The sequence below is a fragment of the Streptomyces incarnatus genome (assembly GCF_001027185.1).
Lineage (GTDB): Bacteria > Actinomycetota > Actinomycetes > Streptomycetales > Streptomycetaceae > Streptomyces > Streptomyces puniciscabiei.
Window position 1 is genome coordinate 4,573,895 of sequence record NZ_CP011497.1, and the last position, 26,086, is coordinate 4,599,980.

The following is a 26,086-nucleotide window of genomic DNA, read 5'->3' on the forward strand; positions in this document are numbered from 1 at the left end:
CTGCTCACCGCACAGGACAGGCTTTTGTGTCACCCACATGGGTGGCGAAACGGCTGTTTCGCGAGAGAATCTGTGGGTGCCGGAAGCGCGTCGTGGGGCGGGAAGCCCTTGTGAGCGGATTGTCACGGGAGTGACGTGGCGTAATCGGTCCTGGTCGGAGAGTCGCTGTGGGTGCGCCGCGCGCAGGGCAGAAGGTTTCACAGGAAAATCTCAGATAAGTCGCAGCGGGAATCTCACGTTCGTGGGGGACAGTGAGACCTGATGAAGCGCATCTCACGCATCACGGTCACCTCGCGTCCCGCGCTGCTCGGGGCCGTGGTGATGCTTGCCCTGACGTCGGCGTCCGTGGCGGCCGCCGATGACGGGCCGGGGCCCCTGGGGGTCACCGCCGATGCCGCGGCGACACGGCAGACGGCGAGGGTCGGCGCGCTATTCGGTGCCGACCGGGCCGACGACCTGTCCGGCGGCCACTTCTGCACGGCCTCGGTCGTGCACAGCCCGCAGGGCAACCTCCTCGTCACCGCCGCGCACTGCGTGGGCGACCCCAGCACCGACCTGGTGTTCGTGCCGGGCTACCGGGACGGGCAGGCACCGTTCGGGGTGTGGAAGGTCGCCAAGCGCCACCTGCCCGACGGCTGGTCCAAGGACCAGGACGAGGACAGTGACGTCGCCCTCGTCACCGTGGACGACCTGGACGGCAGGCGGATCGAGGACGTGGTGGGGGCCAATCGGTTCACCACCGGTACGGCCACCGGGGCCACGGCGGTGACCGTCGTCGGCTACCCGGACTCCCGCGAGGTGCCCATCAGCTGCACCAACAAGCCGGTCCCGCACAGCAGCACCCAGCAGCGCATCGACTGCCCCAGCCTCACCAGCGGCACCAGCGGCAGCCCCTGGATCAACGGGGACCACCAGGTCGTCGGCATCCTCGGCGGCCACGAGGAGGGCGGCTCGACCGACGACGTGTCCTACAGCGTGGTGCTCGGCAGCAAGGCGGCCGAGCTGTACAAGGACGCGATCGGCGATCCCTGAAGAGCGGACGGCGCGCAGGTGGCTCCGGCGGGGGGAGCACCTGCGGTCAGCCGCCCTTCGCAAAGCCCGTCGGCCGGTCAGCGGGCCGCCGCGGCCGGTGAGGTCTTCCCGTCCGTCACCTTCACCGCCGGCCTCTCGGCCGCGACGTTCGCCGCCGCTGCCGTCGCCGTGTGCTGGGCGGACCGGCGCCGGCACAGGTTGCCGGCGGTCGGCGCGGGCGCGGTCGGCGAGGCGCCGGCCACCCGCGTGCCGGCCGGGACCGCGCCGGGCGTCGCGGAGACGACCACGCGGTGACCGGGACGACGTCCATGTGAGTGGTGCACCGCGCCGGGTCGGCGAGGTCCCTTCAGCGAAGTGGTCGAACTCGCCCGCCTGTACGCCGAGTACGAAGGCGTTCCACTGGCGGCGGGCGGTCGTGACGACGGTGCCCGCGGAGCGGCGGGCGTACTCGGCGGCGTGACGCCGGGCTGCACCAGCAAGCCCGTCGACCTTCCACGTCCGCCTTCCACATCCGCTCGCCCGGCGACTACGGCGGCATCATGGGCCGGGTCTCCACTGTGAAATGACGCCACATCATGCGGAAAGCGTCTTGAACGGGCGACGCATGGGGGAAAGTTGAACCGTGCGGAAGGTATGGGTGATCGGTGGGGCGGCCGTCGGGCTCGGCATGGGGTTCGTCATGCTGCTCGTCGTCGGGGTCTACCTCGTCGCCGGGAACATCATGGGCGGGCTCACCTCGGCGGGCCGGGGGCTGTCCAAGGGGGCTGTACCGGCTGCTTACCAGGCGCTCGTGCAGAAGTGGGGCAATCTGTGCCCCCAGCTGACCCCCGCGCTGCTCGCCGCGCAGCTGTACCAGGAGAGCGGCTGGAATCCGAGAATCGTCAGCCCGGCCAACGCGCAGGGCATCGCGCAGTTCATCCCTGGCACGTGGGCCATCTACGGCATCGACGGCAACGGGGACGGCAAGCGGGACGTGTGGGATCCCAACGACGCCATTCCGTCTGCCGCTTCGTACGACTGCCAGTTGGCGAAAGACGTGAAGGACGTGCCGGGCAACGTCTCCGACAACATGCTCGCCGCCTACAACGCCGGTGCCTACCGGGTGATAAAGGCCGGCGGGGTGCCCGGCATCAGCGAGACCCAGAACTACGTCCAGCGGATCAACAGCCTGGCCAAGAGCTTCGCCGCCCCCGTCACCCGTATCGACCCCACCCGGCAGGCCGCCGGTGCCATCGCCTTCGCGCAGAGCAAGCTGGGCACGCCGTATCTGTGGGGTGGGGAGGGGGCGGCCGAGCAGGGCGGGCGGTTCGACTGTTCCGGGTTGACGCAGGCGGCGTACGCGAAGGTGGGGATCAGTCTGCCGCGTGTGGCCAACGATCAGTACAACGCCGGGCCGCACCCGTCGCGGAACCAGCTCCTCCCGGGTGACCTGGTGTTCTTCTCGACCGACCCCGCTGACTCGCGGGCCATCCACCACGTGGGCATCTATGTGGGCGGCGGGTACATGATCGACGCGCCGAGGACGGGGGCCGTCATCCGGTTCGATCCGGTCGACACGGCCGAGTACTTCGGCGCCACCCGGGTCACCGAGGATGGCGCGAAAGCGCTCCCCACGACGGTGTGACCGAGCGTGAACCAACCCCCTGAGCTGCGAAGATGAGTCTCTCTTCGATAACGTCTGCGTGATCATTCAGTGGAGAGTGGAACGTAATGATGGGGGCCGTGCGTTCCTGTTGACGTAGCCGAGCGGACGTCAGTGCGGGCAGTACGGCAGTGCAGCGGAAGCGGATCTACGAACCACGGGGGTAGGAGCGGCGCACACGAGGTGCGTCCGGTAGACGACGAAGGGGCCGCAGCACCATGGCTGTACTCGCCGAATCCGGATCGAACCCCGACGTCGACCTGCTCTACGACATCAATGGCCTGGCCAAGGACGCGCCCCGCTGGTTCGACCGGGTCATGGAGTTCGTCGGTGAGTACGGCCTGCTGGTGGCCATGGTGCTGCTCGTGCTGTGGTGCTGGTGGTCCGTGCGGCGCCGGGGCGGCGAGGAGGCGGCGCCCTCCGTGGCCGCGCTGGTGTGGGCACCGCTCGCGGCCGGTATCGCGGTGCTGGTCAACATCCCGATCCGGGGCTTCGTGGAACGCCCCCGCCCCTTCGTCGATCACCAGGGCCTGGACGTCCTCGTCTCCGGCAAGACCGACTTCTCCTTCGTCAGCGACCACGCGACGATCACCATGGCGCTGGGTGTCGGCCTCTTCGTCGCCAACCGCCGCTTCGGCATCGCGGGCATCGGGCTGGCCCTGCTGGAGGGCTTCTGCCGGGTCTACATGGGCGTGCACTATCCGACCGACGTCGTCGGCGGCTTCGCCCTCGGTACGGCCGTCGCGCTGCTGCTGTCGCCGCTGGCCACGGCGTTGCTCACCCCGCTGATGCGAGCGGTGGAGCGGTCGCGGCGGGCGGGGTGGGTCGTACGGGCGCGGTCGGTGGGGCGCGAGGGCGCGTTCCTTCCGGGCACCCGTAAGCCGGTCGAGTCGGAGGAACGGGACCTGGCGGCGTAGGCCGGATCCCGTCGCCCGTCGCCTGCTGGGCGTCCCCTCCAGGTCTCCTACAGCCCCTGCGCGTACGAGAAGAAGCGCTGCGGGTCGTAACTCTGCTTCACCTTGCCCAGCCGGGTCGCCGCGTCCCCGTAGTACGCCTTCTTCCAGTCCGTCAGCGTCGGATCCGTGTAGTTCTGGTACGCCGCTCCGGAGGCGTACGGGGCCATCGCCCGGTGGGCCGAGGTCAGCCAGGACTGGGCCGTGCCGCCGGAGGCCCCCGCGCCCCAGGACGCGATGTACTGGGCCAGCATCCGGGAGCGGCGGTGGACGAAGGCCGTAGCCGTGGGGGAGACGCGGTTGACCGCGCCGCCGAGGGCGGTGAACGCGATGCTGCCCGCGCCGCCCCGGACCGCGGCGATCTGCCGCAGCACCGTCTGGATGCCCGCCGCCGACAGCGAGCGGTCGAAGAAGTCCGAGCGGGCCGCGTACGTCTCCCGGCCCAGGCGGCCCTGGGGGGAGCGGCCGGGGGTGGAGCCCGGCAGGTGGCACTGGGCGTCCGAGGAGAAGGAGGAGCAGCCGGCGTAGATCTCCATCGCCTCCTCGTAGCCCCGGCGGCGCAGGGTGACGGAGGAGGCGTTCGCGCCGGCGGCGTGCGCCAGGCGGTCCACGGCGTTCTGCAGTTCGCCGTAGGTGCCGAGGGAGAAGCAGGCCACGGAGACGGAGGGGGTGCCGCCCGGCGAGCAGGACAGGTGGAGCGAGGACCAGATCTCGTCCGGCTGGCTCGGGCCCCACTCCTGCCAGGCCTTCAGCACGGCCGCGGCCTTGGACCAGGGCCATGTCATGTACGCCGTCACCGCCTGCGGGGCCGGGTGGGTCCTGAACTGCAGTTCCGTGACCACGCCGAAGTTGCCGTTGCCGGCGCCCCGCAGGGCCCAGAAGAGGTCGGAGTGGGACGACGCGTTCGCCGTCACCTGGGTGCCGTCGGCCGTGATGACCGTCGCCTGGGTGAGGCTGTCGCAGGTCAGGCCGTAGGCGCGGGAGGCGACGCCGTGGCCGCCGCCGAGGACCAGGCCGGAGACGCCGACGGTGGGGCAGGAGCCCGCGGGTATGGTCGCGCCCTTCGCGGCCAGCGCCCGGTAGACGTCGATCAGCTTGGAGCCGGCGCCGACGACCGCCGTCCCACCGGAGACCCGGATGCGGTTCAGCTTGGACACGTCGAGGACGAGGCGGTTGTCGCCGGAGGAGTAGCCCGCGTAGGAGTGGCCGCCGTTGCGTATGGAGACCCGGATGCCGTGCGCCTGGGCGTAGGAGAGGGTCGTGCGGATGTCGTCGGCGTGTGCGACGTACGCCACCGCGGCGGGCCTCAGGGTGTCGAAGCGGGTGTTGTACAGCTGGTGGGCCGTCGCCCAGGAGGCGTCCCCGGGCCGGACCAGGGTGCCGTCCAGGGCGTGCGCGAGGGCCGTCCAGTTCGCGGCGGCGTTCGCGCTGGTGGTCTTGAGGGACGTGAGTGACGATGAGCGGGTGGTCGCCGCGGCGGTGGACCTGTCCGTACCCGAGCTGCAGCCGGTCAGTGCGGTTGCGGTCAGTACGGCCGTGCCGCCCGCGATGAACGTACGCCGTTCCATGCCCATCGTCCTCAGTCGCCCTTCCACGGGCCACCTTGGCCCTTCCTGGGGTGAGACGGCGCCATGAGCACGATGGTTCGTAACAGTTCGCCCACAGCGGTTCGAACACCGAATACGCGTGCGCGTAACCCGCCGGTCGGAACCTTCGTGTGCCCTCCCCGTGAGCATTCCGTGACCTAACCGGGCCGACGGCAGGGGTTCACCCCCCGTTCACTTCCGGCCATCGGCGGCTTCACCTGTTCTGCCTAATTTCGGCCGTGCACGGTGCGGAGTGCGGCCATAGATGCGCTCGCGCACTCCTCGAAACCTCGCACGCCGCCGACCGCGGCGGCTCCTGGAAGGAACTCCCGAAAGTGAAGCTTCAGCGCAAGAACCGGCTGCGCGCCCTGTCCCTCGGTGCGATCGCCGTGACCGGCGCCCTGGCCCTGACGGCGTGCGGCTCCGACGACACCGGCAACGGTGGCAAGTCCTCGGGCAACCCGTCCGGTGCCACCAACGCTTCCTCGATCAAGTGTGACAACGCCAAGGGTCAGCTGCTCGCAGACGGCTCCTCCGCGCAGAAGAACGCGATCGACGCCTGGGTCAAGGAGTTCTCCCAGGCCTGTGGCGTGCAGATCAACTACAAGGGCGGCGGCTCCGGCGCCGGTGTGACCTCCTTCAACCAGGGCCAGCTCGCCTTCGCCGGTTCCGACTCCGCGCTGAAGCCGGACGAGGTCACCGCCTCCCAGAAGGTCTGCTCCGGCGGCACCGGCATCGACCTGCCGATGGTCGGCGGCCCGATCGCCCTCGGCTACAACGTCCCGGGTGTCGACAACCTGGTCCTGGACGCCCCGACCATCGCCCAGATCTTCGACAGCAAGATCACGAACTGGAACGACCCGGCGATCAAGAAGCTGAACCCGTCGGCGAAGCTCCCGGACCTGAAGATCCAGGCCTTCCACCGCTCCGAGGACTCCGGCACCACGGACAACTTCACCAAGTACCTGAAGGCCACCACCCCGGACAACTGGAAGTACTCCGGCGGCAAGGCCTGGCAGGCCAAGGGCGGCCAGGCGGCCTCCGGCTCCGCCGGTGTGGCCCAGGGCGTCAAGCAGAACACCGGCGCGATCGGCTACTTCGAGCTGTCCTACGCCAAGGACATGACCACCGTCGCCATCAACACCGGTGCCAAGGCTCCGGTGAAGCCCTCCACCGACTCCGCCACCGCCGACATCGCGGCCGCCAAGGTCGTCGGCACCGGCAAGGACCTGTCGCTGAAGCTGGACTACGCCACCAAGGCCGAGGGTGCCTACCCGATCACCCTGGTGACGTACGAGATCGTCTGCGACAAGGGCAACAAGGCGGACACCCTGCCCGCCACCAAGGCGTTCCTGCGCTACATCGCCAGCGAGGACGGTCAGAAGCTTCTGACGAGCAACAACTACGCCCCGATCCCCGCCGAGATCAACAGCAAGGTCCGCACCACCATCGAGGGCCTCAGCTGACCTGATCCGAGAGTGCGGCCCGTGCCCGACAGGGCCCGGGCCGCACCGTCCGGTGCACCGCCGCCATGAGCCGCCGTCCGTGAGGACGAACGGCTCCGCAGACCGGAGAACCCGATGGACATATCGACCAAGACAACCGACGCACCTCCCCCCGCGCCCCAGCCCTCGCCGGCCGAGCGGAAGCGCAACGCCCGGGGTGCGAACCGCCCCGGCGACCGCATCTTCCTCGGCCTGTCCCGTGGCTCCGGCATCCTGCTGCTGGTGATCATGGCCGCGATCGCGGTCTTCCTCACCTACCGCGCCTCCCTCGCGATCAGCAAGGACCACGGGAACTTCCTGACCACCTTCGAGTGGAACACCAACCTCGTCCCGCCGAGCTTCGGCATCGCGGTGCTGGCCTTCGGCACGATCGTCTCCTCGGTCATCGCCATGGCCCTCGCGGTACCGGTCGCCGTCGCGATCGCGCTGTTCCTCACGCACTACGCCCCGCGCCGGCTGAGCGGTCCCATCGCCTATGTGATCGACCTGCTCGCCGCCGTGCCGTCCATCGTCTACGGCCTCTGGGGCGCCCTCATCCTCGTCCCGCACATGACGGGCCTGTACGGCTGGCTGAACGACTACCTCGGCTGGACCGGCGTCTTCTCCTGGGACGGCGGCGCCCCCCGCGCCATGCTCACCGTCGGCATCCTGCTGGCGATCATGATCCTGCCGATCATCACCAACGTCAGCCGTGAGGTGTTCCGGCAGGTCCCGCGGATGCACGAGGAGGCCGCGCTGGCCCTCGGCGCCACCCGCTGGGAGGTCGTGCGCATGGCCGTCCTGCCCTTCGGCCGCTCCGGTGTGATCTCCGCGTCCATGCTCGGCCTCGGCCGCGCCCTCGGCGAGACGATGGCCGTCGCCACCGTGCTCTCCCCGGACTACGTCATCCACGCCAGCCTGCTGAACCCGGGCGGCGGCACCTTCGCCCAGAACATCGCCAGCAAGTTCGGTGAGGCCACCGAGCAGGGCCGGGACGCGCTGATCGCCTCCGGCCTCGTCCTCTTCGTCATCACCCTGCTGGTCAACGGCGCGGCCCGCATGATCATCGCCCGCCGCAAGGAGTACTCGGGGGCCAACGCATGAGCACCGCAGCCGTCACCCACAAGCGCCCCAGCACGCTGCGCGGCGCCAGCCTCCCGAGGTGGTCCCCGTGGGCCATCGCCGCCGGCTCGATCGCCCTGGCCGTGGTCATCGGCCTGGCCGGCGGCCTGCACAGCAAGGTCCAGTGGGGTCTGATCGCCGCGGTCCTCTTCGTCCTCGGCACCTACGGCATCGCCGCCAGGGTCGAGGGCCGCCGGCAGGCCAAGGACCGGATCGCCACCTCGTTCGTCTGGGTCGCCTTCCTGCTCGCCGTCATCCCGCTGGTCTCCCTGATCTGGGTGACCGTCTCGCGCGGCGTGAAGGTCCTGAACGTCTACTTCCTCACCCACTCCATGGGCGTCGTCGCCGACTCCGAGCCCGGTGGCGGCATCTACCACGCCATCATCGGCAGCCTGGAGCAGGTCGGCCTCGCCACCGTCATCGGTGCGCCGGTCGGCATCCTCACCGCGATCTACCTGGTGGAGTACGGGCGGGGCCGGCTCGCCAAGGCCGTCACGTTCTTCGTCGACGTCATGACGGGCATCCCGTCGATCGTCGCCGGCCTGTTCATCCTGTCGCTGATGCTCATCTTCCAGATGCAGCCGTTCGGCTTCGCCGGTTCGCTGGCGCTGGCCATCCTGATGATGCCGGTCGTCGTGCGCTCCACCGAGGAGATGCTCAAGCTCGTCCCGAACGAGCTGCGCGAGGCCTCGCTGGCGCTCGGTGTGCCGAAGTGGCGGACCATCCTGAAGGTGGTCCTGCCCACCTCGATCGGCGGCATCACCACCGGCGTCATGCTGGCCATCGCCCGTATCGCGGGCGAGACCGCGCCGGTGCTGCTGCTGGTGTTCGGCAACCCGTTCATCAACAACAACCCGTTCGAGGGTGCGCAGGCGTCGCTGCCGCTGTTCATCTTCCAGCAGTACCAGCAGAGCGCGGGTGCCAGCGCGGCGTACGACCGTGCCTGGGCGGCCTCGCTCACGCTGATCGCCTTCGTGATGATCCTCAACCTGGTGGCCCGCGGCATCGCCCGCTGGAAGGCCCCGAAGACCGGTCGCTGACGCGGCCAACAGCGACCGAGCCTGAATCCCTGGAAGTGAAGTAGAAGACATGGCCAAGCGAATCGACGTAAGCGGACTGACCGCGTACTACGGCTCCCACAAGGCGATCGAGGACATCTCGATGACCGTCGAGCCGCGTTCGGTGACGGCGTTCATCGGCCCCTCCGGCTGCGGCAAGTCGACGTTCCTGCGCACGCTGAACCGCATGCACGAGGTCACCCCCGGTGGCCGCGTCGAGGGCAAGGTGCTCCTCGACGACGAGGACCTGTACGGCACCGGGATCGACCCGGTGTCCGTCCGCCGCGAGGTGGGCATGGTCTTCCAGCGCCCGAACCCCTTCCCCACCATGTCGATCTTCGACAACGTGGCGGCGGGCCTGCGCCTGAACGGCAACTACAAGAAGAGCCAGCTGAACGACATCGTCGAGAAGTCGCTCAAGGGCGCGAACCTCTGGAACGAGGTCAAGGACCGCCTGAACAAGCCGGGCTCCGGCCTGTCCGGCGGTCAGCAGCAGCGTCTGTGCATCGCCCGCGCGATCGCGGTCGAACCGAACGTCCTGCTGATGGACGAGCCCTGCTCCGCCCTGGACCCGATCTCCACCCTCGCGATCGAGGACCTGATCGGCGAGCTGAAGGAGCGCTTCACGATCGTCATCGTGACGCACAACATGCAGCAGGCGGCGCGTGTCTCGGACCGTACGGCGTTCTTCAACCTCGCGGCGGTGGGCCAGCCCGGCCGCCTGATCGAGATCGACGACACCGAGCGCATCTTCTCCAACCCGTCCGTCCAGGCGACGGAGGACTACATCTCCGGCCGCTTCGGCTAGGCCGGTACGACCCCTCGCGGTGCTGCATGGCGGTGCCACCGCGAGGACGCAAGAGGGCCCGCCCCTGGCTCCCGGGGGCGGGCCCATTGCGTGCGGCCGCCACGGATTGAGGTCCAGCACGCGCACCGGCCCGCCGATCCACCGGTCCGGGGTGGTGGCGATGATCGTGCGACGTCCCCTCGGCGGCCGCTACGGCGGCGAGCCGGTTCCGGAAAGGCGAACGCCCACCCCCTTGGGCGGCAGTGCAGCCGGCCGAGGCGGGTGGGCGGGTGGGCGGAAAGGGTGTTACAGCACCGTCAGGTCCACCACGCCGAAAGCCAGCGCGGCGACCAGCGCGGCTGCCGGCATCGTGATGAACCAGCCCAGGACGATGTTCTTGGCCACGCCCCAGCGGACGGCGTTGAGGCGCTTGGTCGCGCCGACGCCCATGATCGCCGAGGTGATGACGTGGGTCGTGGAGATCGGCGCCTTGAAGAGGTACGCCGTACCGAACATGATCGAGGCGCCGGTGGCCTCGGCCGCGAATCCCTGGGGCGGGTCCAGCTCGATGATCTTGCGGCCGAGCGTGCGCATGATGCGCCAGCCGCCCGCGTAGGTGCCGAGGGAGAGCATCAGGGCGGAGATGATCTTCACCCAGACCGGGATCGGATCACCGAACGTCTCGTGGCCGGAAATCACCAGTGCCATCACGACCACACCCATGGTCTTCTGGGCGTCCTGGAGGCCGTGGCCGAGGGCCATGCCGGCCGCCGAGACGGTCTGCGCCATGCGGAAGCCCCGCTTGGCCTTGTGCGGGTTGGCCCGGCGGAACAGCCACATGATGGCCAGCATGACCAGGTAGCCGACGATCAGGCCGACCACCGGGGACAGGAACATCGGGATGATGATCTTGTCCAGCACGCCGTTCCAGTGGACCGCCGTGCCGCCGGCCAGGGCCGCGCCCACCAGGCCGCCGAACAGGGCGTGGGACGAGGACGACGGCAGGCCGAAGTACCAGGTGATCAGGTTCCAGGTGATCGCGCCGATCAGGGCGGCGAACAGGATGCCCATCCCGTGCGCGCCGGAGGGCGTCTCGATCAGGCCCTCGCTGACCGTCTTGGCGACGCCGGAGCCCAGGAAGGCACCGGCCAGGTTCATGACCGCCGCCATGGCGAGCGCCGCGCGCGGGGTCAGGGCGCGGGTCGACACGGACGTCGCGATCGCGTTCGCCGAGTCGTGGAAGCCGTTGGTGTACGTGAAGAAGAGCGCGACCGCGATGGTCACGACCAGGGCGAAGGTGGCCATCGACGCCTCAGGACTCCTTGACGGCGATGGTCTCCACCGTGTTCGCCACGTGCTCGAACGCGTCCGCCGCCTCTTCCAGGACGTCCACGATCTGCTTGAGCTTGAGCACCTCGATGGCGTCGTACTTGCCGTTGAAGAGGTGGGCCAGCAGCTTGCGGTGGATCTGGTCCGCCTGGTTCTCGAGGCGGTTGACCTCGATCCAGTACTCGGTCAGGTTGTCCATCGTGCGGAGGTTCGGCATCGCCTCCGCGGTCAGCTCGGCGGCCCGGGCCAGGACCTCGATCTGCTGCTCGACGCCCTTCGGGAGCTCCTCGACGTTGTAGAGGACGACCAGGTCGACGGCCTCCTCCATGAAGTCCATGATGTCGTCGAGGGACCCGGCGAGGGAGTAGATGTCCTCGCGGTCGAACGGCGTGATGAACGAGGAGTTCAGCTGGTGGAAGATCGCGTGCGTGGCGTCGTCACCCGCGTGTTCCGCGGCCCGCATACGCTCTGCGATCTCGGCTCGGGCAGATGCGTCCGCCCCGAGCAGTTCCATCAGGAGTTTCGAGCCGGTGACGATGTTGTCCGCGGAGGCGGCGAACATGTCGTAGAAGCTCGTCTCCCTGGGGGTCAGACGAAAGCGCACGTGGGGTCCTCGGGGTGCTTCGGTTTCGGTCACGCTGATGCTAGGCGCATCATTCGGCCACGGCTATCGGGCCGTATCCCAGTGTCGCCCATCGGGCAGAGTGATCAGCACGGGGGCGTACCAAGGGCTCCCTACCCCGCGAAATTGGTTACCATATACCCACTAGGGGTATGTATTGGCGGCTCGTCCGGAGAGGGAGGCCTGTGATGACGACGACCGAGGCCGGCGCCACGCACGGCTACCACAAGCAGAAGGACGAGCACCTCAAGCGGCTGCGCCGGATCGAGGGGCAGATCCGCGGCCTGCAGCGGATGGTCGACGAGGACACGTACTGCATCGACATACTGACCCAGGTCTCGGCGTCCACCAAGGCGCTGCAGTCCTTCGCGCTGCAGCTGCTGGAGGAGCACCTGCGGCACTGCGTGGCCGACGCGGCCCTCAAGGGCGGCGACGAGATCGACACGAAGGTGGACGAGGCCACGAAGGCGATCGGCCGCCTCCTGCGTTCCTGATCTCTCAGGACTCCCGCTCCTCGGCCACCCGCAGCACCGCGTCGATGCTCTCCAGGCTGAGCCGCTCCTCGGCCGCGGAGGCCGCGATGATCAGCTCCCCGCACAGTTCGATCTCGGCGAGGGCCACGTGGTCCTGTACCGCCGTCCCGCCGACCGGAGCCACCCGCCTCACCTCTTCCCCGCCGTCTCTTTTCTGCCGTACCGACTTCCTAGAGTAGGCAGCGCCCTACATACCGCGCATGGCACGGACGGGCTACTTACCGGGTGGTGCCGCGGACTAGTCGTCCTCCTCGGCGATACGGCCCGCGTAGATGTCCGCCGGGCGCGGCAGCCGTACGTCGGCGGGGGCGCCGAAGTCGTACAGCAGGGTCGTCGAGGCGACCGCCACGGGGGTCTTCTGCCGGCCGTTGACGAAGCTGAAGCGCTGCCTGAGCTTGCGGATGCGGCCCTGGTCGTCGAGATAGGCGTCGAACGGCACTTCGGCCGTGGCGAACCCTTTCGCCGCCGCGGCCAGCGGTTCCCTGTTCTCGGCGGCGGCCTGGCCGGCCGCGCCGGTCAGGTCCGCGGTGCCCCGGTAGTGCCGTACGGCGGTCCCGGCGACCTCGGTCCGGCCGACGTAGGCCGCCGTACGCGTCCCGCGCAGCACCTCGGCCGCCGCGTACGGGTCGGTCGCGCCGCCGGTGACCAGGTTGCCGTCGGACAGCGTGGCGATGTCCACCCGGACCCACTTGTCGGGGGGCACGCCCGCGCCCCGGTTCTTCATGAACAGGGCGCCGGGGGCGAGGAGTTCGGTGATCGGCTTGTGCTCGGAGGTGCCCGCCGGGTCCTCGGGCAGGACGACGGTGAGCCGGCCGAGCCGGTGCCGGAAGTCGTAGACGCCCTGGCCGCGGATGGTGACCCGGGTGCCGCCCGTGGCCATCTCCATGGAGGTGGTGGCCTTGGAACTCCCCGCGCCGCGCAGGGTGTCGGCGGCCCGCCGCAGCACGGCGACCGGATCGCCCCCGCCCTTGACGTCCTCGGCGGCGGCCCCGAAGCCGGAACAGCCCGTGGCACCCGCCGCGAGGCCGAGCATGAGCCCGACCGCGACGACCGTCCTGCCCGCGTTCCTGTGCTGCCGCCGATCCATCGCCTGCCTACCCCCAGCCGGTACGTCCGTCACGGGCCCCCTACTCGTCCGGTTAACGACGGGTAGGGGGCGCCGTCACGCGCCGCCGGGGGCGGGGCAGGCCGTACGAGCCCTTTACCGTGCGGCCGGTAGCGTTGTCACCGTGGCGCAGCAGGAGGGGCCGGAGCGCGTCCGGCAGGGGCAGGAGCACCTCACCTCGACGACGGAACAGGGCCGTTTCTGCGTGGCCCGCTGCAGTTGCGGCTGGCGGGGTCCCGCTCGCCGGGCCCGCAGCCAGGCGCGTACGGACGCGGAGGCTCACGCCGCGGAGCTGTGAAGGGCGTCGACGAGCTCGCGGTCGCGGGGCTGGGTGAGGAGGCTGCGCGCCGCGGCGGGGGAGAGCCACAGGATCCGGTCGACCTCGGCGCTCGGGGTGAAGTGCCCGCAGACCGCCTCGGCCGCCCAGTAACGCACCTGCTTCGGGCGGCCGTTCGCGAGATACCGCAGGGTCGGCAGCTCCGCGCCGGGCTCGGCCGTGTACCCGGTCTCCTCCGCGACCTCCCGAAGGGCGCCCGCGAGCGGGTCCTCGCCGCGCTTGAGCTTGCCCTTCGGGTGCGACCAGTCGTCGTACTTCGGCCGGTGGACCAGACAGATCTCCAGGTCACCGGAGACCGGCGAGCGGCGCCACAGCACGCAGCCGGCCGCCCGGACCAACGTGTCGTTCACACCGCCTCCTCGGGAGAACTCAGGGTGTGCTGACGGTCTGCTTCTGCCAGGCCTGCTGGAAGGCGAACCTGGCGGCCTCCACCTCGTGCCGCTGGTCGGCGTGGAGCACACCGAGCGCGTACGCCGTCGCCGGGGCGATCCGGGGCGTACGGGCGGCCTGGGCCGCCGCGGCTGCCGCCTCCGAGGCGTCCCGGTGCCGGTTCAGGGCCCGGCCGGCCGCGAGCAGGCGTACGTCCACGGGCGAGTTGCCGCCGTGCAGCGCCTCCTGGGCGTACCGGTGCAGGCGCAGCAGCAGCCGGACCTGGTGCCAGGGGCCGTCCTGGGGGTGCGGGGACGGGTCCGGGGACAGCCCGTGCACCAGGGCCTCCGCGTTGTACGGGTTCCCCGCGACGACCAGCGGCAGCGCGGCGATCGCGTCGGTCAGCCGTTCCTCCGCGGCGGCTGCCAGGGGGCGCAGGCCGGTGGTGGGCGCGGCGGGGGTGAGCGGGACCTCGCTGGCGAGTACGGCGACCTTGTCGGCGACGGCGTGAAAGCGGGACGAGCCGAGGGCTTGCAGCGCCGTGGAGTGGGCGCGGGTCCGGGCCAGGGTGAGCTGGCGTTCGAGCAGGGCGCCTGCTTTGGCTGCGCCCACTGTGAGGTTGCCGCGTTCTGCCGTGGGCGTCGCGTTGGCCGGGCCACTGGTGTTTTCAAGTGCCGCTTTCAGTGGGACGGGTGCCGCCCCAGCGGCACGACTGCCCGCAGCTACGACGTCGACTGCCTGGGCGGGCAGGACCGTGGCCCCCGACAACCGGTGCAACGCCAGCAACAGCCGTTCCAGTCGGGTCTCGTACGCGTGCTCCAGGCCCAACGTGCCGGACAGCCAGGCCAGTTCGGGGCGCATCTCCTCGGACCAGTCGGCGTCGAGGAGCGGGCGGAAGGTGTGCAGGCTGCCGCTGATGCGGCGGGCCGAGCGGCGCAGCAGGCGCGCCGCGTCGACGGACTCCTCCGCACCGGCCGCCGTGCTGCCGCCGGTCTCGCGGTGCAGGCGCAGGGCGCGCAGGAACTCCGTGGCCTGCGCGCGCAGGTACGCCCCGAGGGTGTCCCCGGTCACCACCTCGGCCGTGGGGTCCGTCGGGTCAAGGTGTTGCTGTGCCACGCCGGCGCCTCCGGGCGTCTATGAGCATCTCCTGGACGTTGCGCAGGGGCTGGCCGTCCGCGTCGGTCGCGTGTCGCGTCCACTCGCCGTCCGGACCGAGGTGCCAGGAGGAGGTCGAGTCGGACATGCCGGTGTCGAGCAGCCGGTTCAGGGCCGCCCGGTGGGCGGGGTCGACCACCCGCACCAGGGCCTCTATCCGGCGGTCGAGGTTGCGGTGCATCATGTCGGCGCTGCCGATCCACACCTCGGGCTCGCCGCCGTTGCCGAAGGCGAACACCCGGGAGTGCTCCAGGAAGCGGCCGAGGACCGAGCGGACCCGGATGTTCTCCGACAGGCCGGTGACGCCGGGGCGGACCGCGCAGATGCCGCGCACCCACACGTCCACCGGCACGCCCGCCTGGGACGCGCGGTAGAGGGCGTCGATGACCGCCTCGTCGACCATCGAGTTGACCTTGATGCGGACGAAGGCCGGGCGGCCCGCGCGGTGGTGCTGGACCTCCTTGTCGATCCGCGAGATCAGGCCGTCGCGCAGGGACTTGGGGGCCACCAGCAGGCGCCGGTAGGTCTCCCGGCGGGAGTAGCCGGACAGGCGGTTGAAGAGGTCGGAGAGGTCCGCGCCGACCTGCTGGTCGGCGGTGAGCAGCCCCAGGTCCTCGTACAGGCGCGCCGTCTTCGGGTGGTAGTTGCCCGTGCCGACGTGGCTGTAGCGGCGCAGGGTGTCGCCCTCCTGGCGGACCACCAGGGACAGCTTGCAGTGGGTCTTCAGGCCGACCAGGCCGTAGACGACATGGCAGCCGGCCTCCTCCAGCTTGCGCGCCCACTTGATGTTGGCGTGCTCGTCGAAGCGGGCCTTGATCTCGACCAGGACGAGGACCTGCTTGCCGGACTCGGCGGCGTCGATCAGGGCGTCGACTATCGGGGAGTCGCCGGAGGTGCGGTACAGGGTCTGCTTGATCGCGAGGACGTCCGGGTCGGCCGCCGCCTGCTCCAGGAAGGCCTGCACGGACGTGGAGAAGCTGTCGTACGGGTGGTGCAGTAGCACGTCCCGGGTGCGCAGGGCCGCGAAGATGTCCGGCGCGGACGCCGACTCGACCTCGGCGAGGTCGCGGTGGGTGCCGGCGACGAACTTCGGGTACTTCAGCTCGGGCCGGTCGAGGCTGTGGATGCGGAAGAGACCGGTGAGGTCGAGGGGACCCGGCAGCGGGTACACCTCGGCCTCGGAGATCTTCAGCTCGCGGACCAGCAGGTCCAGCACCTCGCGGTCGATGGACTCCTCGACCTCCAGGCGCACCGGCGGGCCGAAGCGGCGCCGCATGAGCTCCTTCTCCAGGGCCTGGAGCAGGTTCTCGGCGTCGTCCTCCTCGACCTCCAGGTCCTCGTTGCGGGTGAGGCGGAAGGCGTGGTGCTCCAGCACCTCCATGCCCGGGAACAGCTCCTCCAGGTGCGCGGCGATGACGTCCTCGATGGGGACGTACCGGCCGGGGCTGCTCTCCAGGAAGCGGGACAGCAGCGGCGGCACCTTCACGCGCGCGAAGTGCTTGTGGCCGCTCACCGGGTTGCGTACGACGACGGCCAGGTTCAGGGACAGGCCGGAGATGTACGGGAACGGGTGCGCGGGGTCCACGGCCAGCGGGGTGAGGACCGGGAAGATCTGGTGGCGGAAGAGCGTGAAGAGGCGGGCCTGCTCCTTCTCGGCCAGCTCGTTCCACCGGACCAGGTGGATGCCCTCGTCCGCCAGCGCGGGGGCGACGTCCTCGTGGTAGCAGGCGGCGTGCCGGGCCATCAGCTCGCGCGAGCGGGCCCAGATCATCTCCAGCACCTCGCGCGGCTGCAGCCCCGAGGCGGACCGGGTGGCGACGCCGGTGGCGATGCGGCGCTTCAGTCCGGCGACCCGGACCATGAAGAACTCGTCCAGGTTGCTGGCGAAGATCGCGAGGAAGTTCGCCCGCTCCAGCAGCGGCGTGTCCGGGTCCTCGGCCAGCTCCAGGACGCGCTCGTTGAACGCGAGCCAGCTGCGCTCCCGGTCGAGGAAACGCCCCTGGGGCAGCGCGGCACCGTCGGCCTTCGACTCCTCGTAGGCGTCGAGGTCCGCGTCGAGGTCGGGTTCGAGGTCGGACACCGCGCCCTGCGCGACATGCGTGCGGTGCGCGGCTATGGAGCCCACGTCGGGCTGGATGCGCTGGACCTCTGCCTGGGTGTCTGGCTGACTCATGACCCCATTCTTCCGCGCCAGGGGCAGCACAGGCGCGTCGGAACGTGCGGGCGGGAGCGTCACGGCCCCGTTCCCCGCGGGCCCCTCGGGGGGCGGCGAAGGCTCTGGCACGACGGGCTTCATTGGCCGAGCGTCGCAAGCCCGGCTGAATCGATGGTTACGGCGACATGACGTGCGGGATAGCGCGGGGCGGATCACAGGGGCCGCGGTCGCGAAAGCGACGGTTTCCGTGCCTGGGGGCCCGCGGCGCCGCAGCGCCCCGTGAGGGGCGCGGGGAACGGCGCGACGAGCCACACGCCCCCGCGCTCGCGCACGGTGGCAGAGCCCCACGGCGATCAGGCGCCGACAAGAATCCCCTTGGCTCCACAGGCCGTGGCCTCCCCGGCCCCTCGCAGCGCCCCCGTCTGCCGCCGCAGCTCCAGGTAGCAGGCGAGCACCAGCACACCGGCGACCACCAGGAGCAACGCGCTGGTGGTGAGCTGGAGCGGCCAGTAGTGGGAGTAGGGGTGGTAGGCGCTGTAGTAGCCGGAGGCCTTCGCGAGGGCCGCGTCGCACGCCGCCTCGCTGGAACATCGCGGGAGCGGCAGGTGGGCGCCGGACCTGGTCACGAGGCCCTGCTCGACCAGGATCCCCGTACCGACGCCGCCCTGCTTGAGCGTGGTGACCCGGGTGACCGCCGGCCACAGGTGGGGCATCAGCCGCTGGGCCGCCCATACGACGCCGCCGGTGACGGCCGTGCCGAGGACCAACGCGGGCAGCGTACGGTGCAGCAGCAGCCCCGCCAGCGTGCCGGCCGCGAGCGCGGCGAGGGCCAGGGCGACGGTGGTGGGGCCGTTGGCGTGGAAGGTGGGCAGGTCGTACCAGGTCTTGAGCGTGTCGATGCGGCCCCGGCCCGCCGCCCAGGCGCGGTGGTGCAGCCAGAACAGCAGGGACGTGCCGGCGGTGACGAGGGCGGCCGGGACGGCCAGCCGGACGGTGAGCCAGCGGGCCGGTGAGATGCCCTGGGTCCAGGCCAGCCGGGCCGTACCGGACTCCAGCTCGCGGCCGGTCAGCGCGGCGCCGGCCCAGGCGGCCACCAGGAAGGGCAGCGCGTCCAGGGCGTAGGTGGCGTAGTCGTAGTAGTCCTTGTAGCGCAGGATCGCGTTCTGGTCGTAGCCGCACATGCCCGTGCCGGTGCAGGCGTCGAACTGCCGCCAGCCTCTGGCCGCCGCGTCGGCCCACGGACCGGCGAGGGCGAGCTGCAGGGCGGCCAGGACGATCACCAGCCCGGTGAAGCCGTACAGCGCGGGGCGGTGCAGCCGCAGCAGCCAGCGGGCGGTGCGGGGGCGCGGGGTGGTCGGGTCGGTGGTCACGCGGCACTCTCCTCGGTGACGGCCGGAGCGGTGGTCAGGGCGGGGGCCTCGGGATTGCGCAGGTGGGCGAGGACCAGTTCCTCCAGCGAGGGCGCGGAGACGCGCCAGTCGGCGGGGAGCGGTCCGGCCGGGCGGATCAGCGCGCTCAGCTGGCGGCCGGTGACCCGGGACTCGACCACGGTGTGCGGGCCGAGGTCGGCGCCCTCGGCGGCGCCGCTCACCCGGACGTGCGCGTCGAGCAGCTCGTCGATCTCGCCGGCCAGCCGGATCCGGCCGCCGCCGACGAGGAGCAGATGGTCGCAGGAGTCCTCCAGTTCGGCGACCACGTGGGAGGACATCACGATGGTGGTGCCGTACCGGGCGGCCTGGGCCATCAGCGTGCCCATCAGCTCGTGCCGGGCGAGGGGATCGAGGTCGGCCATCGGCTCGTCCAGGAGCAGCAGTTCGGGCCGCTTGCCGAGGGCGAGGGCGAGCGCGACCCGGGTGCGCTGACCGCCGGAGAGGGAGCGGATGCGCGCCCCGGGGTCCAGGTCGCCGCCCGCGACGACGTGCTCGGCGGTGGCCGCGTCCCAGTGCCCGGGGTTGAGGTCGGCGCCCATGCGCAGCGTCTCGGCGATGGTGAGCTGCGGGTACAGCGGCTTGTCCTGGGCGACGTGGCCGACCCGGGGGCGGGCCGCGGCCGGGCCGGTGCCGAGCACCCGTATCCGGCCCTCGGTGGGCGGGAGCAGGCCCGCGGCGAGGGCGAGCAGCGTCGACTTGCCCGCGCCGTTGGGCCCGACGACGGCGCACACCCGCCCGGCGGGCAGCCGGAAGGCGCAGTCGCGCAGCGCCCAGCCGCCCCGGCGCCCGAAGCGCTTGCCGAGGCCGGTCGCCTCGATCGCCGTGTCGCTCATGAACGTTCTCCCTGGAAGTGCTTGTCGAGTACGGCGGTGAAGAGCGCGGCCACGTCGTCGCGCTCGAGCCCGGCGGCGCGGGCCTTCTCGGCCCAGGCCGCCAGCTCGGTACGGAGGGAGGGGTCGACCGGGGTGGTGCCGAGTGCCCGCCGCACGAAGGTCCCGAGCCCCCGGCGCGCCTCCACCAGCCCCTCGCGTTCCAGTTCCCGGTACGCCTTCAGGACGGTGTTGGGGTTGATCGCGGTGGCCTCCACCACCTCGCGCGCGGTGGGCAGCCGGTCTCCCGGCCGGAGCAGGCCCATGCGCAGGGCCTGTTTGGTCTGCTGGACGATCTGCACGTAGGTGGCGACCCCGCTGTGCCGGTCGATGCGGTACTCGACCATGCGTTGAACCACCCTTTCACTAATTGAGTAGTGAAAGGGTGGTGTAAGGAAGGGGCGGCCGTCAAGTCGGCCGCCCCTCGTCCTGCCGTATGTCAGGTCTCCGTGCGGTACATCAGGTCCGTCTCGTACGTCGTGAAGCCCAGCCGCTCGTACACCGACACCGCCGCCTGGTTGTCGGCGTCGACGTAGAGCATCGCGGTCGGCAGCTGCTGGCCGGCCAGGTGGCGCAGGCCGATCGTGGTGAGGGCCTTGCCGAGCCCGCCGCCCTGTTCGCCGGGGCGGACCCCGAGGACGTAGACCTCGCCCAGCCCCTCCTCGGCGTGCACCTTGGTCCAGTGGAAGCCGACCAGCTCCCCGCGCCGCTCGGCGAGGAAGAACCCGGCCGGGTCGAACCACGGCTCGGCCTTGCGGTCGTCGAGGTCCCGCTGGGTCAGCGAGCCCTGCTCGGGGTGGTGGGCGAAGGCGGCCGCGTTGACCGCGAGCCAGGCGGCGTCGTCCTTGCCGGGCACGAAGGTGCGCACGCTCACGCCCTCCGGCAGTACCGGTTCGGGCAGCTGCAGGTCGGTCAACGGCCGCCGCATCTGCCGCAGTTCGCGGAACAGGGTCAGGCCGAGCACCTGCGCGAGATGCCGGGCGGCGGGATGCCCGCCGTGCGCCCACACGCGAAGCCGCTTGCCGGAGGCGGCGAGCAGCGCCGAGCCGAGCGCCCGGCCGTGCCCGTGCCCGCGGTGCGCGGGGTGTACGACGAGTTCGGCGGCCGGCGCCTCCACCGGGTCGGTGTCCTCCAGCTGGGCGTAGCCGACGAGTTCGCCGTCGACGGACAGCAGCAGATGCGAGACGCCCTCCCGGGTGCCCCCGCGCAGCTGCAGCCGGCCCTGCTCGGACACCGGCTGCTGTCCGTCGACCGCGGCGGCCTCGGCGAGCATGGCCCGCACCGCCTCGGCCTGGTCCGGGGTGAGCGCGGAGTGGGTCTCGATGGAGCGGGCGGGGAAGGCCCGTACGGTGTCGTCGCTGCTCATGCGTAGAGGGTACGGCAGCCACCCGGTAAAACCCATGTGAATGGCGCCGTGGTTTCCGGAATTGCCTGTGAATTGCGCACAGTGCTCTTTAATCGAGGTCTCATCGGAATCGGCTTTTCCTGACTCCTGAATGCCGTAATGTTTTCCGTGCCGAAAGCGAACCGCACCCGTCCCGGTGAAGAGGACCCGCCGGCCTGCCCCGACCCCGGCCTCGCGGCACAAGAAGCACGCCCCCAAGAGGCACGAGCCCAGGCGCCCGGTCGGCCACAACTAATTCTCAGAAGTCATAGGATTCAGGAAGGATAATTCCATGTCTTTCCACAAGCTCGCCCCGGAGCGGAAGAAGCCGGCGCCGAAGAATCCCGCGCCGCGGCGCCGCCCGGTCGGGGAAAAGCACTGAGTCAGGCCGTGGTGAGGCGGGGTCACCGGTTACCGCGTGGTCGTACCGGTGGCCCCGCCTCGGGTATGTGCGCGGGGCGTGTTGTCCACAGCTGTGGAAAGGAGTTGTCGCCGATGCCGGGGCGGCACGTACGCCCGGCTTGCGTCACCGCGAGCCGCGGTCAGCTCCGCTTGGGCCCGGTGATGCCCTCCCCGACGACGAACCCCTTGGCGGGGCCTTCCGGGATGGTGACCTCCGTGCCGTACGGGACCCGGTGGATGTCCTCCCAGTCGGCCTTCTCGGGGCGCGGGCCGGTGAACAGGGTGACGGCGCCCTGACCGTCGTAGTCGTCGATGAGCAGGTAGACGGGGATCCCGGCGCGGGCGTACTCGCGGCGCTTGCGGATGCGGTCGCGGTCCTGGTTGCGTTTGCCGGGGGAGACGACTTCGACGATGAGGTGCACGGCGTCGGCCTTCACGCCCATGTCGTCCTCATCGCCGCACGGTTCGGTGTCCTCTGGGGCGATGAAGGCATCAGGGATCCACGCTTTGCGCTTGTGGATGACGTTCACGTCCTGATGACAGGCGTACTCGGTCCCATCCAGAAACCTGTCGAGAGCCCTTCGCAGGCGGTTGGTGATCTGACCGTGCGAGCGGCGGGCGGTGGGCGACACCTCGATGGCTCCCTCGATGATCTCGGCGCGGTAGCCCTCGGGGAGTTCCATGGCCTTCCATGCCTGCCACAGGACTTCGTCCAGGTCGGGTCCGTTCAGAGATTCGGCCTGCGCCTCGGACATGGTCTTCGGCCTCTCTTGTGCGAGAGCGGTCAAGGTGGCACCTCCTCCTCAAGTGTGGGCTGGGTGTGCGAGCGGCACAAGCAACGCGATCACCGTAGGCGTGGCGGTGTATATGACCGGGGAAAATGACATACGCTCACCCGTTCGGGCGACGGCTGAGCCCCTCGCGGCTACCCCTGCCCCAGCAACGCCCCCCAGTCCTCCCCCGCCGCCCAGTCCGCGAAGGTGTGCCAGGTGATCTCGGGGTGTGTGCGGTGCAGGGTCGGGGTGTCGACGTCGAGGCCGGTGGTGGTGAAGTAGGCGAACATGGCCGCGAGGTCCGTGGAGTGGGTGCGGACGGTGTCGAGGGGGACCTCGTGGTGGGTGACCGGGCGGCCCGTGGCGGTGGTGAGGGCGGCCGCGATCTGCTCCGGGGTGCACGTGTCGGAGGCGATGTCGATGCGGCGGCCCGTGAAGTCTGCCCGGCGTTCGAGGGCCAGCGCGGCGAACGCGCCGATGTCGGTGGCGGGGATCAGGGCGAAGGGCCGGCCGGCGGGCATGGGCCAGCCGAAGACGCCCTCGCGCAGTCCGGAGAGGGTCCAGCCGGTGGCGTAGTTGTCCATGAACGCCGCCGGGGCGATCACCGTCCAGGGCACGCCGGACGCCCGCAGGTGGCGCTCGACCTCGTACTTGCTGTCGTAGTGCGGGACGCCCGTGCCGCGGTCGGCGTGGGCGGCGGAGGTGAGGACGACGTGTCCGAGGCGGGCGGCCGCCGCGGCGTCGACGAGGGCCCTGCCCTGGCGCACCTCGGTGTCGGTGTCGGTGCCGAAGGGGGTCGTGACCGCGAAGAGCGCGTCCGCGCCGGTGAGGGCGGCGTCGAGCGAGGCGCGGTCGTCGAAGTCGGCGTGCCGGACGTCGGCGCCGAGGGCGTGCAGGGCCGCGGCGGCCGGTGCGTCCGGGTGGCGGGTCAGGGCGCGGACCCGGTGCCCGGCGGTCAGCAGGGCGCGGGCGGTGGCTCCGCCCTGGGCGCCGGTGGCGCCGGTGACGGCGACGGTGAGCATGGGTGTCCCCCGGTGGATAGGATGACGGGCGGCTAGTAGCTGCGTGACGCATTAGCTGCGCCACGCAGGAGAGTAGCGGAACTTCTGCTGCGCCGCGCAGTGATTTTGGAGGTGAGCCACGTGACGGACGCGACCGACCCGCGCCGGGCCCGGCTGTACGAGGAGCTGGCCACGGAGTCGCGCCGCTACCACGCGGCGTTCGTGCTGTTCAACCAGGCCGTCGCCGACCACCTCGGCCTGCACCCCACCGATGTGCAGGCCCTGAGCCTGCTGACCGTCGAGGCGGCGCCGCTCACGGTCCGGCAGATCGCCGACCTGACCGGCCTCACCACGGGCTCGGCCACCCGGCTGGTGGACCGGCTCGAACGCGGCGGCTACGTGGCCCGTACGCCGGACGCGCGGGACCGCCGCCGGGTGCTGGTCAGCCCGGTGCCGGAGCGCATCGCCCGGGTCACCGCGGTGTGGGACGAGCTCGGCCGCACCTGGCAGACCCTGCTCGACGACCACAGCGAGGACGAACTGCGGGCGATCACCCGCCACATGCGCCGCGCGAACGAACTGAGCCGCACCCAGATCCAGCGCCTGCGCGCCCTGCCCAAGCCGGACTGAGCCGGGCGGCTCCGCTCGCGAAGGTCCCGCTCAGCCGGCCAGGGTCTCGGCCGTCTCCGGTGTCTCCGGCGGCGGTGTCGGGGCGCCCGGCAGCCGGAGCGTCGCCACCGTGCCGCCGCCCGCCGCGCGGGCCAGGGTGACCTCGCCGCCCGCCTGCTGGACCGTGCGGGCCACGATGGACAGGCCCAGTCCCGAGCCCGGGAGGGCCCGCGCGCTGGGGGAGCGCCAGAAGCGGTCGAAGACGTGCGGGAGTTCGTTCTCGGGGACGCCGGGGCCGTGGTCCCGGACGGTCAGCACGCCGTCGCTCAGCCGCACCTCGACCGAGCCGCCGTCGGGGCTGAACTTCACCGCGTTGTCCAGGACGTTGACGACTGCCCGCTCCAGCGCGGACGGTTCGGCCCGGACGTACCAGGGCTCCAGGTCCGCCGTGATCGTCAGCTCCGGGCCGCGCAGCCGGGCGCGGCGCAGGGCCGCCTCGACCGTGTCCTGGAACGACACCACCTGGACCCGCTCGCCGTGCTGCCCCTCCGAGCGGGACAGCTCCTGCAGGTCGCCGATCAGCGCGGCCAGTTCGGTCATCTGCGCCTTCACCGAGGCGAGCAGCGCCTTGCGGTCCTCCGGCGGGAGCGGGCGGCCGGTCTCCTCGCTGCGGGTGAGGAGCTCGATGTTCGTGCGCAACGACGTCAGCGGCGTACGGAGTTCATGGCCGGCGTCGGCGATCAGCTGCTGCTGGAGGTCGCGGGAGCTGGCCAGGGAGGCGGTCATGGAGTTGAAGGACCGGGAGAGCCGGGCGACCTCGTCCTCGCTGTCGTCCTCCACCGGGATGCGGATCGTCAGGTCCTCCGTCCGCGCCACGTGCTCCACGGCCTCGGTCAGCTTGTCGACGGGGCGCAGACCGGCCCGGGCCACGGCCAGGCCGGCGGCGCCGGCGCCCACCACTCCTATGCCGGAGACGACGAGGAGGATGAGGGCGAGGTCGTTGAGGGTCTTCTCGGTGTTCGCGAGCGGGACGGCGGTCATCCAGGCGGCACCCGGGTACGCCTGGGACCCGGTGTCCGTGCCGATCATCAGCGGCATGGTGAGCACCCGGAGCTGGTTGCCCTCGGTGTCCGTGCCGTTGCGGAGGATGCCCCGGCCGTCGGCGCGTCCGACGACGGCCCGGTCCGCCGCGGTGGTCTTCACCACGCCCGGCGAGTCCGAGGACACACAGGCCGTGCCGTCCGGCTTGACCAGCTGCCAGTAGAGGGTGTTGCGGGGCGGGAGCCCGCTGGTGGACTCCGTCGGCTTCGACGGGCACGTGGCCAGCAGATCGAGCACCTGCCCGGGCCGCACGGGATGCTTCGCCGAGTTCTGCAGGTCCGTGTCGACCAGGTCGTACAGCTTGCCCTGCACGATGAACCACGCCGTCACCGACACCGCCGCCACCGCGAACGCCACCGCCGCCGCGACCAGCATCGCCAGCCGGGCCCGGATCGGCAGGGAGCGGTAGCGCCGTACGAGCCTGCTCACTCGGCGCCGCCCTGACGCAGGACGTACCCCACGCCCCGCACCGTGTGCACGAGGCGCGGCTCGCCGCCGGCCTCGGTCTTGCGCCGCAGGTACATGACGTAGACGTCGAGGGAGTTGGAGGAGGGCTCGAAGTCGAAGCCCCAGACCGCCTTCAGGATCTGCTCGCGGGTGAGGACCTGGCGCGGGTGCGCCATGAACATCTCCAGCAGGGTGAACTCGGTGCGGGTCAGCTCCACCTGCCGGCCACCGCGCGTGACCTCGCGGGTCGCGAGGTCCATGCGCAGGTCGGCGAAGGTCAGCGCCTCGTCCTCCTGGGCCTCGGCCGACACCGCCGCCGCGTACGAGCTGCGGCGCAGCAGCGCGCGGATGCGGGCGAACAGCTCGTCCAGCTCGAAGGGCTTGACCAGGTAGTCGTCGGCGCCGGCGTCGAGGCCGGTCACCCTGTCGCCGACGGTGTCCCGGGCCGTGAGCATGAGGATCGGGGTGGTGTCGCCCGCCCCGCGGATGCGGCGGGCCGCGGTCAGGCCGTCCATGCGCGGCATCTGGATGTCCAGGACGATCAGGTCGGGCTTGCAGGCGGTCGCCTTCTCCAGCGCGTCCGCGCCGTCGACGGCCACCTCCGTGTCGTACCCGTCGAAGGCGAGGCTGCGCTGGAGCGCCTCGCGTACGGCCGGCTCGTCGTCGACGATCAGGATGCGCTGCGGGTCACGGTCGCCTTCGGCGGGGCTCATGGCTCGGGGTTCCTCGGGATGCGGTGGTGTGGGGGTGGACGGGGTGTCGGTCGGGTGTCTCACGCCTGTCTCTCAGCCTGCCACGGTC

27 protein-coding genes and 1 pseudogene are annotated in these 26,086 nt (G+C 71.0%); 10 read left to right on the forward strand and 18 right to left on the reverse strand.

The window, feature by feature from the left end; genetic code table 11:
• Window positions 1-261: 261 nt before the first annotated feature.
• The gene (locus ABB07_RS20525; RefSeq protein WP_208900065.1) at window positions 262-1,032 is read left to right on the forward strand and encodes a trypsin-like serine peptidase; all 771 of its coding nucleotides are present in this window, start codon (window positions 262-264) and stop codon (window positions 1,030-1,032) included.
• Window positions 1,033-1,109: 77 nt separating this feature from the next.
• On the opposite strand, the gene ABB07_RS20530 is transcribed toward ABB07_RS20525, so the two are convergent.
• Together ABB07_RS20530 and ABB07_RS40910 are read right to left on the reverse strand one after the other, a co-directional pair.
• Window positions 1,110-1,319 carry a hypothetical protein gene (locus tag ABB07_RS20530; RefSeq protein ID WP_208900066.1) on the reverse strand — a complete coding sequence of 70 codons (210 nt, stop codon included), beginning with the start codon at window positions 1,317-1,319 and terminating at the stop codon, window positions 1,110-1,112.
• A gap of 55 nt (window positions 1,320-1,374) precedes the next feature.
• Window positions 1,375-1,458 (reverse strand): annotated as a pseudogene (locus tag ABB07_RS40910) (DUF397 domain-containing protein); the annotation flags it as partial.
• 241 nt (window positions 1,459-1,699) lie between these two features.
• Between ABB07_RS40910 and ABB07_RS20535 the strand changes: the two are divergent.
• Window positions 1,700-2,656 (forward strand): C40 family peptidase, encoded by a 957-nt coding sequence (locus tag ABB07_RS20535; RefSeq protein ID WP_208903541.1) that lies wholly within the window; start codon window positions 1,700-1,702, stop codon window positions 2,654-2,656.
• A 236-nt stretch (window positions 2,657-2,892) separates the two neighbouring features.
• Entirely contained in the window at window positions 2,893-3,591 is a 699-nt protein-coding gene (locus ABB07_RS20540) for a phosphatase PAP2 family protein (protein ID WP_208900067.1), read from the forward strand.
• Between the two features lie 47 nt (window positions 3,592-3,638).
• Here ABB07_RS20540 and ABB07_RS20545 read toward each other — a convergent pair whose 3' ends face one another.
• Window positions 3,639-5,195: an FAD-binding oxidoreductase gene (locus ABB07_RS20545; RefSeq protein WP_208900068.1), complete on the reverse strand. Its 1,557-nt coding sequence runs from the start codon at window positions 5,193-5,195 to the stop codon at window positions 3,639-3,641.
• 353 nt (window positions 5,196-5,548) lie between these two features.
• On the opposite strand from ABB07_RS20545, the gene pstS reads away from it, so the two are divergent.
• From pstS to pstB, 4 genes are all read left to right on the forward strand, one after another.
• Entirely contained in the window at window positions 5,549-6,679 is a 1,131-nt protein-coding gene (gene pstS / locus ABB07_RS20550; protein ID WP_208900069.1) for a phosphate ABC transporter substrate-binding protein PstS, read from the forward strand.
• A 114-nt stretch (window positions 6,680-6,793) separates the two neighbouring features.
• Window positions 6,794-7,801: a phosphate ABC transporter permease subunit PstC gene (pstC, locus tag ABB07_RS20555; RefSeq protein ID WP_208900070.1), complete on the forward strand. Its 1,008-nt coding sequence runs from the start codon at window positions 6,794-6,796 to the stop codon at window positions 7,799-7,801.
• On the forward strand, window positions 7,798-8,859 hold the full coding sequence (pstA, locus tag ABB07_RS20560) for a phosphate ABC transporter permease PstA (RefSeq protein ID WP_208900071.1): 1,062 nt from the start codon (window positions 7,798-7,800) through the stop codon (window positions 8,857-8,859). Before pstC ends, pstA begins: the two co-directional genes overlap by 4 nt.
• Before the next feature lie 49 nt (window positions 8,860-8,908).
• Window positions 8,909-9,685: a phosphate ABC transporter ATP-binding protein PstB gene (pstB, locus tag ABB07_RS20565; RefSeq protein ID WP_208900072.1), complete on the forward strand. Its 777-nt coding sequence runs from the start codon at window positions 8,909-8,911 to the stop codon at window positions 9,683-9,685.
• Window positions 9,686-9,970: 285 nt separating this feature from the next.
• Here the strand turns inward: pstB and ABB07_RS20570 are convergent, their stop codons facing one another.
• Together ABB07_RS20570 and ABB07_RS20575 are read right to left on the reverse strand one after the other, a co-directional pair.
• The gene (locus tag ABB07_RS20570; protein ID WP_208900073.1) at window positions 9,971-10,969 is read right to left on the reverse strand and encodes an inorganic phosphate transporter; all 999 of its coding nucleotides are present in this window, start codon (window positions 10,967-10,969) and stop codon (window positions 9,971-9,973) included.
• 7 nt (window positions 10,970-10,976) lie between these two features.
• Window positions 10,977-11,597 carry a DUF47 domain-containing protein gene (locus tag ABB07_RS20575; protein ID WP_094216994.1) on the reverse strand — a complete coding sequence of 207 codons (621 nt, stop codon included), beginning with the start codon at window positions 11,595-11,597 and terminating at the stop codon, window positions 10,977-10,979.
• A gap of 206 nt (window positions 11,598-11,803) precedes the next feature.
• On the opposite strand from ABB07_RS20575, the gene ABB07_RS20580 reads away from it, so the two are divergent.
• Window positions 11,804-12,109, forward strand: a complete 306-nt coding sequence (locus ABB07_RS20580) for a metal-sensitive transcriptional regulator (protein ID WP_208900074.1) — start codon at window positions 11,804-11,806, stop codon at window positions 12,107-12,109.
• A 4-nt stretch (window positions 12,110-12,113) separates the two neighbouring features.
• Here ABB07_RS20580 and ABB07_RS20585 read toward each other — a convergent pair whose 3' ends face one another.
• Together ABB07_RS20585 and ABB07_RS20590 are read right to left on the reverse strand one after the other, a co-directional pair.
• Window positions 12,114-12,272 (reverse strand): hypothetical protein, encoded by a 159-nt coding sequence (locus ABB07_RS20585; RefSeq protein ID WP_208903846.1) that lies wholly within the window; start codon window positions 12,270-12,272, stop codon window positions 12,114-12,116.
• Window positions 12,273-12,386: 114 nt separating this feature from the next.
• Window positions 12,387-13,235, reverse strand: coding sequence for an SCO4651 family lipoprotein (locus ABB07_RS20590; protein WP_208900075.1), 849 nt, complete (start codon window positions 13,233-13,235; stop codon window positions 12,387-12,389).
• 142 nt (window positions 13,236-13,377) lie between these two features.
• Here ABB07_RS20590 and ABB07_RS20595 point away from each other — a divergent pair, with 142 nt between their 5' ends.
• Window positions 13,378-13,551 (forward strand): hypothetical protein, encoded by a 174-nt coding sequence (locus ABB07_RS20595; RefSeq protein WP_167528488.1) that lies wholly within the window; start codon window positions 13,378-13,380, stop codon window positions 13,549-13,551.
• On the opposite strand, the gene ABB07_RS20600 is transcribed toward ABB07_RS20595, so the two are convergent.
• From ABB07_RS20600 to ABB07_RS20640, 9 genes are all read right to left on the reverse strand, one after another.
• A complete protein-coding gene (locus tag ABB07_RS20600; protein WP_208900076.1) occupies window positions 13,533-13,940 on the reverse strand; it encodes an NUDIX hydrolase in 408 nt (135 codons plus the stop codon). The genes ABB07_RS20595 and ABB07_RS20600 overlap by 19 nt on opposite strands.
• A 19-nt stretch (window positions 13,941-13,959) precedes the next feature.
• Window positions 13,960-15,075 carry a CHAD domain-containing protein gene (locus ABB07_RS20605; protein ID WP_208900077.1) on the reverse strand — a complete coding sequence of 372 codons (1,116 nt, stop codon included), beginning with the start codon at window positions 15,073-15,075 and terminating at the stop codon, window positions 13,960-13,962.
• Complete coding sequence (locus ABB07_RS20610; RefSeq protein WP_208900078.1) at window positions 15,056-17,410, reverse strand: RNA degradosome polyphosphate kinase; 2,355 nt, start codon at window positions 17,408-17,410, stop codon at window positions 15,056-15,058. The genes ABB07_RS20605 and ABB07_RS20610 overlap by 20 nt, the downstream gene beginning before the upstream one ends.
• A 212-nt stretch (window positions 17,411-17,622) precedes the next feature.
• Entirely contained in the window at window positions 17,623-18,639 is a 1,017-nt protein-coding gene (locus ABB07_RS20615) for an ABC transporter permease (protein ID WP_208900079.1), read from the reverse strand.
• Window positions 18,636-19,532 (reverse strand): ABC transporter ATP-binding protein, encoded by an 897-nt coding sequence (locus ABB07_RS20620; RefSeq protein WP_208900080.1) that lies wholly within the window; start codon window positions 19,530-19,532, stop codon window positions 18,636-18,638. Before ABB07_RS20620 ends, ABB07_RS20615 begins: the two co-directional genes overlap by 4 nt.
• Complete coding sequence (locus ABB07_RS20625; protein WP_208900081.1) at window positions 19,529-19,915, reverse strand: GntR family transcriptional regulator; 387 nt, start codon at window positions 19,913-19,915, stop codon at window positions 19,529-19,531. Before ABB07_RS20625 ends, ABB07_RS20620 begins: the two co-directional genes overlap by 4 nt.
• Before the next feature lie 92 nt (window positions 19,916-20,007).
• Entirely contained in the window at window positions 20,008-20,934 is a 927-nt protein-coding gene (mshD, locus tag ABB07_RS20630; RefSeq protein ID WP_208900082.1) for a mycothiol synthase, read from the reverse strand.
• A gap of 560 nt (window positions 20,935-21,494) precedes the next feature.
• Complete coding sequence (locus ABB07_RS20635) at window positions 21,495-22,142, reverse strand: Uma2 family endonuclease (RefSeq protein ID WP_244189443.1); 648 nt, start codon at window positions 22,140-22,142, stop codon at window positions 21,495-21,497.
• A 137-nt stretch (window positions 22,143-22,279) separates the two neighbouring features.
• Entirely contained in the window at window positions 22,280-23,149 is an 870-nt protein-coding gene (locus tag ABB07_RS20640) for an NmrA/HSCARG family protein (protein ID WP_208900083.1), read from the reverse strand.
• 120 nt (window positions 23,150-23,269) lie between these two features.
• On the opposite strand from ABB07_RS20640, the gene ABB07_RS20645 reads away from it, so the two are divergent.
• A complete protein-coding gene (locus ABB07_RS20645; RefSeq protein ID WP_208900084.1) occupies window positions 23,270-23,758 on the forward strand; it encodes a MarR family winged helix-turn-helix transcriptional regulator in 489 nt (162 codons plus the stop codon).
• A gap of 30 nt (window positions 23,759-23,788) precedes the next feature.
• On the opposite strand, the gene ABB07_RS20650 is transcribed toward ABB07_RS20645, so the two are convergent.
• Window positions 23,789-25,267: a sensor histidine kinase gene (locus ABB07_RS20650; RefSeq protein WP_208900085.1), complete on the reverse strand. Its 1,479-nt coding sequence runs from the start codon at window positions 25,265-25,267 to the stop codon at window positions 23,789-23,791.
• Window positions 25,264-25,998, reverse strand: coding sequence for a response regulator transcription factor (locus ABB07_RS20655; RefSeq protein ID WP_208900086.1), 735 nt, complete (start codon window positions 25,996-25,998; stop codon window positions 25,264-25,266). The genes ABB07_RS20650 and ABB07_RS20655 overlap by 4 nt, the downstream gene beginning before the upstream one ends.
• Between the last annotated feature and the right edge of the window lie 88 nt (window positions 25,999-26,086).